We start from the raw sequence: 11301 nt of genomic DNA on the forward strand, positions 1-11301 counted from the left end.
GAATTGTAAAGTTGGATATGAGAAAAATTTAATGGCGCAAAGTTACCATTAAATAAGACTAATGTCCAGTTTTAGAGTAGAATTTCTCACCGAATTCAGCCTATTTAGCAGAGATTTTTTAATTTATTATGGAACATCAATATTTAACTTCAACAAAATTCAGTGATTTTAATCTTCATCCAAACATCCTCTCAGCCTTGCAAAAAATGGGAATGGAGTATTGCACACCGATTCAAGCCAATTCCTTGCCTTACTCATTAGCAGGCAGAGATATTGCTGGACAAGCACAAACAGGAACAGGGAAAACTGTTGCCTTTTTAACTGCACTTTTTCAGAAACTCATTCAAGAACCATCATCACACCATACATTAGCTGCCATTATCCTCGCACCGACACGTGAGCTTGCCGTACAAATTTATCATGATGCTCAACATTTTGCGCAAACAACAGGATTAAAACTTGGTTTAGCTTATGGCGGCGATGGTTACGACAAACAACTTCAAGTTTTACAACAAGGTGTCAATATTCTGATCGGTACAACCGGTCGTGTAATTGATTATATAAAACAGCGTATTATTTCTCTTAACCACATTCAATGTATCGTGCTTGATGAAGCAGATAGAATGTTTGACCTCGGCTTTATCCGCGACATTCGATACATTTTACGCCATTGCCCACCACCAAGTGAACGCCTAACAATGTTATTTTCCGCCACACTCTCATTTAAAGTTCGCGAGTTAGCATTTGAAGATATGAATGATCCACATTACATTGAAATTGAATCGATGTATAAAACAGCGGATACAATAAAAGAAGAACTGTTTTATCCATCTAATCAAGACAAAATGAGATTACTATTAACGCTTATAGAAGAAGAATGGCCAGAACGTTGCATCATTTTTGCTAATACCAAGCATCAATGTGAAAAAATTTGGCAATATTTAGTTGCTGATCAACTAAGGGTCGGCTTATTAACTGGCGATGTTCCTCAGAAAAAACGTTTTGACTTACTAGAACAATTTGCTAATGGACAACTAGATATTCTTGTTGCTACGGATGTTGCTGCTAGAGGATTACACATTCCGCAAGTAACGCACGTTTTCAATTATGATTTACCCGATGACTATGAAGATTATGTACACCGTATCGGTCGAACTGGACGTGCCGGAGAAAACGGAATTTCAATCAGTTTTGCTTGTGAAGATTATGCGGTTAATCTGCCAGCGATTGAACAATACATTGGACATTCCATTCCGGTCAGTCATTACGATTCATCCGCACTCTTGCCACTTCCTAAACGGAAATTTCCACGCAAAGCAAGATCGTGATACAATTCGCGCCTTAAAATTTTAATTAGGACTATTTTTTAACCAAAAAAGGGTTTTTACGTGTTAGAAACTATTGTCGAACAACTGGACAATCTAAAAGCAAAAGATATTTTAGTACTTAATGTAAAAGGAAAATCTCCGATCACCGATGATCTTATAATCTGTACTGGTAATTCGAGTCGCCACGTCGCCTCTCTAGCTGAAAATTTGATTGCTTATTGTAAAAAACATCAAATTGAGAGTTTCGGTGCAGAAGGCTTTAATACTAGCGACTGGATTGTGGTCGATTTTGGGCAAGTGATGGTACATATTATGCAAGAAGAGGCTCGTTCTCTTTACCAATTAGAAAAACTGTGGGCATAAAAATGAAATTACAGTTAATTGCCGTAGGTACAAAAATGCCTACTTGGGTTAATGAAGGTTTTATTGAATATCAACGCCGCTTCCCGAAAGATTTACCCTTAGAGTTAATTGAAATTCCTGCCGGTAAACGCGGAAAAAACGCAGATATAAAACGCATTTTAGAGAAAGAAGGCGAGGCAATGCTAGCAGCTTGCCCTAAAAATAGCTTAATTGTAACCCTTGATATTCCCGGTAAGACTTGGACAACACCTCAATTAGCACAACAACTTGAAAGTTGGAAACAGGACGGGCGTGATGTCTGTTTATTAATCGGTGGACCTGAAGGTTTATCTCCTGAGTGCAAACAGGCTGCTGAACGCAGTTGGTCACTTTCTGCACTCACTATGCCGCACCCTTTAGTACGTATTGTAGTTGCAGAAAGTTTATATCGCGCTTGGAGTTTAACTGCCAATCACCCCTATCATCGAGAATAATCCAGATGAAATTAATGAAATTTTTGCAAGAAAAAGAGACTATTCGTGACAATCAAGCAGAAAGCAATCTGTTTGCTCGTCGTGCATTAATTTCATTTATCGGTGTACTCATTCTCACCGGAGTACTTTTAACGAATTTATACAATTTACAGGTTGTTAATTACGACACCTACCAAACACGTTCCAACGGTAACCGTATTAAACTACTACCTATTGCCCCAACTCGTGGCATTATTTATGATAGAAATAACAAAATCTTAGCGGAAAACCTCACGTTTTTCGGTTTATACATCATACCGGAAAAAGTGGATAATTTAGAACAAACATTCAATCAATTACGGCAAATTGTTGGCTTGACTGATGACGATATTGATGCTTTTAAAAAAGAACGTCGCCGTTCACAACGTTATACACCGATTTTATTAAAAGCTGATTTAAGCGAAGATCAAATTGCACGTTTTTCCGTTAATCAATATGCATTTCCAAGTTTAGAAGTAAAGCCTTATTTTAAAAGACATTATCTATATGGCGAGCCACTCACACATATTCTCGGTTATGTTGCACGAATTAATGACCGTGATGTTGAACGCTTGAAACAAGAAGAAAAAGAAGCCAATTATTCTGGCACACACGACATCGGCAAACTCGGTATTGAACGTTATTATGAAGATGAACTACACGGTCAAGTCGGTTTTGAAGAGGTGGAAGTGAACAGCCAAGGCAAAGTTATTCGTAAATTACGTGAACAACCTGCTGTTGCTGGTAAAAATATTCGTTTAACCTTAGATGTTGATTTACAACGTTATATTTTTAATCTCCTCGGCAATCAAAAAGCAGCGGTCGTGGTAATGAACCCAAAAGACAGCAGCATTTTAGCGATGGTTTCAACACCAAGCTATGACAATAATCTATTCGTGGACGGTATTTCCTATCAAAATTATCAAAGATTATTGAATAATCCAGAGCGTCCATTATACAGTCGTGCATTACAAGGTGCTTATCCACCAGCATCAACAGTAAAACCTTTTATTGCGGTTGCCGCATTAACCGAAGGTGTTATTACACCCAATACCACTTTCTATGATCCCGGCTATTTTATGATTCCCAATACCAGTAAACGTTTCCGCGATTGGTTAAAAACCGGACACGGTGCCACCAACGTTATCAAAGGGATTACCGAATCTTCCGATACTTTTTTCTATAACGTAGCTTATCAAATGGGCATTGATCGCCTATCAGACTGGATGACCAAATTTGGTTTCGGACAATCTACCGGCGTTGATATTTTAGAAGAAACCAACGGCGTGATGCCAACCAGAACGTGGAAACAGAAACGCTATAAAAAACCGTGGTTTCAAGGAGATACTATCCCGGTCGGCATCGGACAGGGCTACTGGACGGCAACACCGCTACAGTTGGCGAAGGCTTTATCAATCCTGATTAATAACGGCAAAGTCAATACGCCACATTTAATGCAAGAAATTATCGGTAATCAGGTCGAACATTATCAAGATAAACATCAGTATCCTGATATTACCGAACCGAATGAGGCTTATTGGAATATTGCAAAACAGGGAATGTACGGCGTAGTAAACAGCCCAAACGGCACGGCGCGTAAAGCATTTGCCGGCACGCCTTACAAAGTGGCAGGCAAATCAGGGACAGCACAGGTGTTCAGTTTAAAAGAGAACGAAACTTATAACTCAAAAAACTTGTCTAAACACCTGCACGATCACGCTTGGTTTAATGCTTATGCACCATTTAATGATCCAGAAGTAATTGTAACCATTATTATGGAAAACGCTGGCGGAGGCTCTGGTAATGCCGCACCTATCGTCAGACAAATTTTTGATTATTATTTTGCGCATCAACCACAAACATCCCCAGTTAATCCAAGCGGAGTATCGACACAATGACAGAAAAGCATACAATAACGACTTTGTGGCAGAGATTGCACATTGATTTAAAGCTACTTTTAGGCTTAATAATCGTGGTAATTTATGGTTTAATTGTGCTTTACAGTGCTTCAGGTGGCAGTGAAAAAATGTTCGATAATCGAATAATGCAGGTAGCAATGGGGTTTACCGTGCTATTTGTTTTTGCACAACTGCCGCCCCGCTTCTATCAAAAATTAGCACCGTACTTATATTTAGTCGGTATTATCTTGCTGATTTTGGTAGATTTAATCGGTACAACCAGTAAAGGCGCACAACGTTGGTTGGATTTAGGGCTATTTCGCTTCCAGCCATCAGAACTGATAAAATTGTCGGTGCCGTTAATGGTGGCGACTTTTTTAGGTAAACGGCAATTACCGCCCAGCTTCGGCAATACTATCATTGCCTTAGCCTTAATTATTGCGCCTACGCTATTGGTGGCAATACAGCCCGATTTAGGAACGTCTATTCTTGTTGCGGCATCTGGCATTTTTGTGGTATTTCTTGCCGGAATGAGTTGGAAATTGATCGCAACAGCCGTTATCGGTGTTGCCGGTTTTATTCCCGTGTTATGGTTTTACTTAATGCACGATTACCAAAAAACACGGGTATTAACCCTGCTTGATCCTGAAAAAGATCCTTTAGGTGCAGGGTATCACATTATTCAATCAAAAATCGCTATCGGTTCAGGAGGTTTGTTCGGTAAAGGTTGGATGATGGGAACACAATCTCAGTTAGAATTTCTACCTGAGCCTCATACTGACTTTATTTTTGCAGTATTAAGTGAAGAGTACGGATTAATTGGGATTATCGTTTTATTAATCATTTACTTATTTATTATTGGGAGAGGATTAATCATTGGTGCGAAAGCACAAGACGCCTTCGGTCGAATTTTGACCGGCGCTTTAACATTGATATTCTTTGTTTATGTCTTTGTTAATATTGGTATGGTGAGTGGTATTTTGCCTGTTGTTGGTGTTCCATTACCGCTAGTCAGCTATGGTGGAACATCGTTTGTGACATTAATGGCTAGTTTCGGCTTAATTATGTCAATTCATACACATCGACGAATGCTTTCTCATGGAAGCTAATTTCCATTTGAGCAATCAAAGAAAGTTAGGGAACATATTTAATATGAAACTAAAGAAACATTTTGCTATGTTGGCTATTTTGCTTTTTCTTTTTCAAAGTTCTTTTGCAATAGCCAAAACAGGAACACATAACGAAACAAAAAAAATTTATGGTATTGCAGGGCCGAAACTGCAATATCATCCTAAAAAAACAAAAAGTAAAACTTACACCGTCAAAGGAGTACGTTATCGCACAGTTTCCACAAAAGAGGCTAAAACTTATGCCAAACAAGGAAAAGCTAGCTTTTATCATCCTAAATTTGTGGGGCAAAAAACCTCCAGCGGTGAAGTCTATAATGAAAAGCTGTTTACTGCAGCACATAAAACATTACCTTTAAACAGTTACGTGCTGGTAACAAACTTACGCAATCACAAAAAAGTGGTTGTCAGAATTAACGATCGAGGTCCATTCCATTCAAATAGGATTATTGATCTATCAAAAGCAGCAGCCAAAGAACTGGGAATGACCAGTCACGGCGTTGCTAATGTAAAACTTGATATGGTGATTATTGACCGTAACGGTAATCTCTCTGGTAAAGGCGGAAAAACACTCATTGCCTCTCGCCTTAATACACAGAAAGAGAACAACGTTATTGTTAATAACCAAAGGGTAAGCAAACAATTTAGATTGACTGCCAATAACATTGTAAGCAAAGAGAAAGCGGAACAGCTAATTTCTGCATTAGCTATTGATGATATAAAAACAGAAATTACCCAAGAAGGGGATAAATATAACATTCATATTGGGCCTGTTCTCGACCCCAATAAAGTAAACAGCATCAAACTCGCTTTTTCTCGTTTACAGACGGAGGATAGTCAACTCTATACTTATCGCTACTAATTAACGTTGTAAGGATGAAAAAATGTCGTTGTATTCTAAAAAACTGAAAAAACTCGCCTTTGCCGGTTTACTCGGTTTTTCCAGTATCTCTGTTGCTTTTGCGGAAGGTCTTTATGATATTGCTCCACCGCAAATTAACGCACAAACCTATATCTTGATGGATTACAATAGCGGTGCCGTGTTGGCGGCACTCAACCCAGATCAGAAACATTATCCGGCATCATTAACCAAAATGATGACAAGTTATGTTATCGGTCAAGCCTTGAAAGAGGGAAGAATCCATAATACCGATATGGTAACGATTGACGAAGAATCTTGGGGGAAAAATTTCCCAGGATCATCAAAAATGTTTTTGAATGTCAATCAACAAGTTTCCGTTTCCGACTTAAATCGGGGCATTATTATTGCTTCAGGAAATGATGCTTGCGTAGCAATGGCAAAATACCTTGCAGGCTCTCAAGCAAATTTCATCAATATGATGAATCAATATGTCGATCAATTCGGCTTAAAGAATACACACTTTGAAACAGTACACGGTCTTGATCACGAAAATCAATACTCCACCTCACGAGATATGGCACTTATCGGCGCACGAATTATTCGTGATTTACCGGAAGAGTATCATATTTATGCCGAAAAAGAGTTCACTTTCAATAATATCAAACAACCTAACCGTAATGGCTTATTATGGGATAAAAACCTAACTGTTGACGGCTTAAAAACCGGACATACCGATGAAGCAGGTTATAATTTAGTCGCTTCCGCAGTTAACAATAATATGCGTTTAATCTCGGTGGTTATGGGTGTCAACTCGTTTAAAGGCCGTGAAATTGAAAGCAAAAAACTATTGCAATGGGGCTTCGCCAATTTTGAGAATGTGAAACCGCTCGCTGCCAATCAAGTTGTTTCCGAACAGCCGGTTTATTACGGTAAAGAAAGCAAAATCAAACTCGGCACACTTTCCGATGTTTATTTAGTTATTCCGAAAGGCAAAAGTCAAGCCATTAAAGCACGCTACCAACTCAATCAAAAATTCCTTGAAGCACCGTTAAAACAGGGGCAAGTTGTCGGTTCTATCGTTTATCAACTTGATGGTAAAGATATTCAAAAAGCCGATCTTCAAGTAATGAACAATGTTGAAGAAGCCGGTTTCTTTGGCAAAGCGTGGGACTGGCTGGTGCTTACAGTAAAAAGTATGTTTAGTTAGATAAGTCTTCCTTAACACTTTTTTAACACCACGACTTGAAATTTTGCTAACCCACCTTATTTAGGGTGGGTTAAATGCCATTATCTGTTGGATGTTTTAATTTGCAGAATAACGCTCAGAGCGTTGTACAGCTATTTTTAAAAATGACCTTTTGCTGTCGTGAATGGCAAGGTTAATCGGCATCCAAAGATAAAATCAATGTTAAGAGAGGAAATTATGCAACAACAAGAACAACCAAAACTTAAAGATTTACTCGAATTCCCGTGTGATTTCCCATACAAAGTTGTTGGACTCGCACATCCTGAACTCACTGATCGCGTCCTTGCCGTTGTACAACAACACGCACCGGGCGATTACACTCCTTCTGTAAAGCCAAGCCGAAATGGTAAATATCACTCTGTTTCCTTTACCATTAACGCTCAGAATATCGAACAGATAGAACGTTTATATAAAGAATTGGCTGAAATTGAATTAGTCAAAATGGTGTTATAACCAAGGTAGTACTATGGAAAGTACAATAGAACAGATTAAGCAAAAAGTGATTATTCGTCAGCTTGGTGTGCAACCTTATGACACTGTTTGGCATCGTATGCAACAATTTACTGATCAGCGTACTGCCGACACCATTGATGAAATCTGGCTAGTACAGCATCCTCCTGTATTTACCCAAGGTCAAGCAGGAAAACCGGAACATATTTTAACCAGAACTAACATTCCTATTGTTAAATCCGACCGAGGAGGTCAAGTTACCTACCACGGACCGGGGCAACAAGTGATGTACATTCTGGTTGATATTAAACGCCGCAAAGCGATTGATAAATTATCCGGTAAAGAATCGCCGCTTTCAGTAAGAGATTTAGTTACCGATCTGGAACAATGCGTAGTGAACACGCTGGCTGATTACGGCATTGAAGGCTACCCAAAACCGGATGCACCGGGTGTTTATATCAACGGCAAAAAAATCTGTTCTCTCGGCTTACGTATCCGCAAAGGTTGCTCATTCCACGGATTAGCCTTTAATATTCATATGGATCTTTCGCCGTTTCATAACATTAATCCTTGCGGCTATGCCGGCTTGGAAATGTGTCAACTACAAGATTTTGTTAAAGAACCTATTACCTGTGCCGATGTCGCACCTAAATTAATCGAACATTTCACCCGCTTAATCGGCTATCAACAACTCACCTTTGTTGATGGTCTGGACAACACACAATAAGGAAAAAATATGGGCACTCCGTTTAAAATGGAACGTGGCGTTAAATATCGTGATGCCGCTAAGACTTCAATTATTCCAGTAAAAAATATTGATCCGCACCAAGAGCTATTACCCAAGCCAGAATGGATGAAAATTAAACTTCCAGCGAATACTGAAAAAATCTTAAATATCAAAAAGGCAATGCGTAAGAACGGCTTGAACTCTGTATGTGAAGAAGCCTCTTGCCCAAACCTTGCTGAATGCTTCCATCACGGCACTGCAACTTTTATGATTTTAGGCGCAATCTGTACTCGTCGCTGCCCGTTCTGTGATGTAGCACACGGCAAACCGTTACCACCTGATCCGGAAGAACCAAAAAAATTGGCACAAACTATTCACGATATGGGATTACGTTATGTAGTAATCACTTCTGTCGATCGTGATGATCTTCGTGACGGTGGAGCCGGTCATTTTGCCGAATGTGTGAAAGAAATCCGCGCCTTAAATCCAAATATTAAAATTGAAATTTTGGTGCCGGATTTTCGTGGCCGTATTGAAGTAGCACTTGAAAAATTAGCTCAAAATCCACCGGATGTTTTTAATCATAACCTTGAAAATATTCCTCGCTTATATAAAGAAGTTCGTCCGGGTGCAGATTACCAATGGTCTTTACGCTTACTGCGCGAATTTAAACAAATGTTCCCGAACATTCCAACTAAATCAGGCTTAATGGTTGGCTTAGGTGAAACCAACGAAGAAATTTTACAAGTAATGCAAGATTTACGTGATAATGGCGTAACAATGTTAACGTTAGGTCAATATTTACAACCAAGTCGCCACCACTTACCAGTAGCACGTTATGTGCCACCAAGTGAATTTGACGAATTCAGAAGCAAAGCAAAAGCGATGGGATTTGAACACGCAGCTTGTGGCCCTTTCGTTCGTTCCTCCTATCACGCCGACTTACAAGCAAAAGGCGTAGAAGTTAAATAATTTCATTAATGATGGGTAGAAAATAGCGCCCATCATTATCACAAAATTTTCTTTTTTCGATCATCATCACAAAACTACTCACAACGCTTTTCTATATTTGCACTTTTTCTCTATGCTTGTCCTTATTTTGCATTGAGGAATGTTATGTCATTAGCAGTTGTTTACAGCCGTGCCTCTATCGGCGTACAAGCACCATTAATCACAATTGAAGTCCATATGAGTAACGGCGCACCGGGATTAACTTTGGTTGGGCTACCAGAAACAACAGTAAAAGAAGCCCGAGATCGTGTTCGTAGTGCATTAATGAATGCTAATTTTATCTATCCGACTCAACGAATCACCGTTAATCTTGCACCAGCAGATCTACCGAAAGAAGGAGGAAGATTTGATTTACCAATTGCATTAGGTATCTTAGCAGCTTCAGGGCAAATCGATGCTCAAAAGCTACAATCCTTTGAATTTATTGGAGAACTAGCACTAACAGGCAAGTTACGTAGTGTTCAAGGCGTTATTCCAGCTATCTTAGCCGCAAATAATGCTAAACGTGAATTAATTATTGCTAAACAGAACGCACAAGAAGCAACCTTAGTTGCCAACACACAAACCTATTTTGCCGACTCGCTATTAGATGTTGTCAGTTTTTTGAATCAGCAACAAAATTTGCCGATAGCACAACAATTACCGCCACTATCCCATTCTGAAAACACACATTTACTGGATATGACCGATATTATCGGACAACAACACGCTAAACGAGCTTTACTCATTGCAGCTGCCGGACAGCATAATCTCCTCTTTTTAGGGCCACCCGGTACAGGCAAAACTATGTTGGCAAGTCGATTAACAACACTGCTGCCGGAAATGACGGAACAGGAAGCAATTGAAACCGCTGCAATTAACAGTCTGGTTCAACATCGTTTGGATTATCATAATTGGAAACAACGCCCATTCCGCTCACCACATCACAGTGCCTCAATGGCGGCGTTAGTTGGTGGTGGCACTATTCCTAAACCGGGAGAAATTTCTCTTGCTCATAATGGTGTACTTTTTTTAGATGAATTACCGGAATTTGATCGAAAAGTGCTTGATGCCTTGCGAGAGCCATTAGAGAGTGGCGAAATTATTATCTCTCGTACGGCAGCTAAAGTTACCTTTCCAGCAAAATTTCAACTCATTGCCGCAATGAACCCTAGCCCAACAGGGCATTATCAAGGCACACATAACCGCACATCTCCTCAACAAATTATGCGTTATCTCAACCGTCTTTCTGGCCCTTTTTTAGATCGATTTGATCTCTCAATTGAAGTGCCTTTATTGCCTCAAGGCACGTTACAACAATTGCCTAAAGACGAAAACAACAGTGAAAAATTAAAACATATCGTGATACAGGCGAGGAAAAAACAACTCTCTCGTTGCGGAAAAATTAATGCCCATTTATCTGGCAAAGAGATCGAACAATATTGCAAATTAATACAAGATGATGCCATTTTTCTTGAAAATGCATTGAATAAGTTAGGGCTTTCTGTTAGAGCCTATCATCGCATTTTACGAGTTTCTCGCACTATCGCCGATCTGGCAGGTGAAGAACAAATCCAACGCATTCATCTAGCTGAAGCACTAGGTTATCGTGCTATGGATCGATTATTACAGCGTTTAACCGCTAATATCAATAACGCCATTTAACCGCCAATTATTCTCAAATTTCACAAACACAACAGGAAGCTTTCCCCACTTGTCGCCATCTTAAATTTAAAGGTACTACCTTCTACCTAACAAAATCTTAAAAAAACCCACCAAGCTCAGCTTGATGGGTTCATTATCAGTTTATTTATCAGAT

11 protein-coding genes are annotated in these 11301 nt (G+C 39.4%); all 11 read left to right on the forward strand.

The genetic code is table 11. The features are described from left to right. The first annotated feature begins 128 nt into the window (after positions 1–128). The 11 genes from rhlB (at position 129) to P375_RS01915 (ending at position 11147) form a co-directional block, all read left to right on the forward strand. On the forward strand, positions 129–1328 hold the full coding sequence (rhlB, locus tag P375_RS01865; RefSeq protein WP_039133719.1) for an ATP-dependent RNA helicase RhlB: 1200 nt from the start codon (positions 129–131) through the stop codon (positions 1326–1328). Positions 1329–1388: 60 nt separating this feature from the next. Then, positions 1389–1691: a ribosome silencing factor gene (gene rsfS / locus P375_RS01870; protein ID WP_039133722.1), complete on the forward strand. Its 303-nt coding sequence runs from the start codon at positions 1389–1391 to the stop codon at positions 1689–1691. 2 nt (positions 1692–1693) lie between these two features. Further along, positions 1694–2164: a 23S rRNA (pseudouridine(1915)-N(3))-methyltransferase RlmH gene (rlmH, locus tag P375_RS01875; protein WP_039133725.1), complete on the forward strand. Its 471-nt coding sequence runs from the start codon at positions 1694–1696 to the stop codon at positions 2162–2164. Positions 2165–2169: 5 nt separating this feature from the next. Then, complete coding sequence (gene mrdA, locus P375_RS01880) at positions 2170–4080, forward strand: penicillin-binding protein 2 (protein ID WP_039133727.1); 1911 nt, start codon at positions 2170–2172, stop codon at positions 4078–4080. Beyond that, the gene (gene rodA, locus P375_RS01885) at positions 4077–5189 is read left to right on the forward strand and encodes a rod shape-determining protein RodA (protein WP_013746146.1); all 1113 of its coding nucleotides are present in this window, start codon (positions 4077–4079) and stop codon (positions 5187–5189) included. Before mrdA ends, rodA begins: the two co-directional genes overlap by 4 nt. 43 nt (positions 5190–5232) lie before the next feature. Beyond that, entirely contained in the window at positions 5233–6069 is an 837-nt protein-coding gene (locus P375_RS01890) for a septal ring lytic transglycosylase RlpA family protein (RefSeq protein WP_039133729.1), read from the forward strand. 22 nt (positions 6070–6091) lie between these two features. Beyond that, positions 6092–7276, forward strand: coding sequence for a serine hydrolase (locus tag P375_RS01895; RefSeq protein ID WP_039133732.1), 1185 nt, complete (start codon positions 6092–6094; stop codon positions 7274–7276). Between the two features lie 216 nt (positions 7277–7492). Then, positions 7493–7768, forward strand: a complete 276-nt coding sequence (gene ybeD / locus P375_RS01900; protein WP_039133744.1) for a DUF493 family protein YbeD — start codon at positions 7493–7495, stop codon at positions 7766–7768. A gap of 13 nt (positions 7769–7781) precedes the next feature. Next, positions 7782–8492: a lipoyl(octanoyl) transferase LipB gene (lipB, locus tag P375_RS01905; RefSeq protein ID WP_039133735.1), complete on the forward strand. Its 711-nt coding sequence runs from the start codon at positions 7782–7784 to the stop codon at positions 8490–8492. Positions 8493–8501: 9 nt separating this feature from the next. Further along, on the forward strand, positions 8502–9464 hold the full coding sequence (gene lipA / locus P375_RS01910) for a lipoyl synthase (protein WP_039093123.1): 963 nt from the start codon (positions 8502–8504) through the stop codon (positions 9462–9464). Positions 9465–9608: 144 nt separating this feature from the next. Next, on the forward strand, positions 9609–11147 hold the full coding sequence (locus tag P375_RS01915) for a YifB family Mg chelatase-like AAA ATPase (protein WP_039133738.1): 1539 nt from the start codon (positions 9609–9611) through the stop codon (positions 11145–11147). Positions 11148–11301: the final 154 nt, after the last annotated feature.

Source organism: Gallibacterium genomosp. 2, assembly GCF_000771895.1.
Classification (GTDB): Bacteria; Pseudomonadota; Gammaproteobacteria; order Enterobacterales; family Pasteurellaceae; genus Gallibacterium.

Coding starts and splice junctions, on each gene's coding strand:
- rhlB (WP_039133719.1), top strand. CDS start 129: ATGGAACATCAATATTTAACTTCAACAAAATTCAGTGATTTTAATCTT.
- rlmH (WP_039133725.1), top strand. CDS start 1,694: ATGAAATTACAGTTAATTGCCGTAGGTACAAAAATGCCTACTTGGGTT.
- mrdA (WP_039133727.1), top strand. CDS start 2,170: ATGAAATTAATGAAATTTTTGCAAGAAAAAGAGACTATTCGTGACAAT.
- rodA (WP_013746146.1), top strand. CDS start 4,077: ATGACAGAAAAGCATACAATAACGACTTTGTGGCAGAGATTGCACATT.
- P375_RS01890 (WP_039133729.1), top strand. CDS start 5,233: ATGAAACTAAAGAAACATTTTGCTATGTTGGCTATTTTGCTTTTTCTT.
- P375_RS01895 (WP_039133732.1), top strand. CDS start 6,092: ATGTCGTTGTATTCTAAAAAACTGAAAAAACTCGCCTTTGCCGGTTTA.
- ybeD (WP_039133744.1), top strand. CDS start 7,493: ATGCAACAACAAGAACAACCAAAACTTAAAGATTTACTCGAATTCCCG.
- lipB (WP_039133735.1), top strand. CDS start 7,782: ATGGAAAGTACAATAGAACAGATTAAGCAAAAAGTGATTATTCGTCAG.
- lipA (WP_039093123.1), top strand. CDS start 8,502: ATGGGCACTCCGTTTAAAATGGAACGTGGCGTTAAATATCGTGATGCC.
- P375_RS01915 (WP_039133738.1), top strand. CDS start 9,609: ATGTCATTAGCAGTTGTTTACAGCCGTGCCTCTATCGGCGTACAAGCA.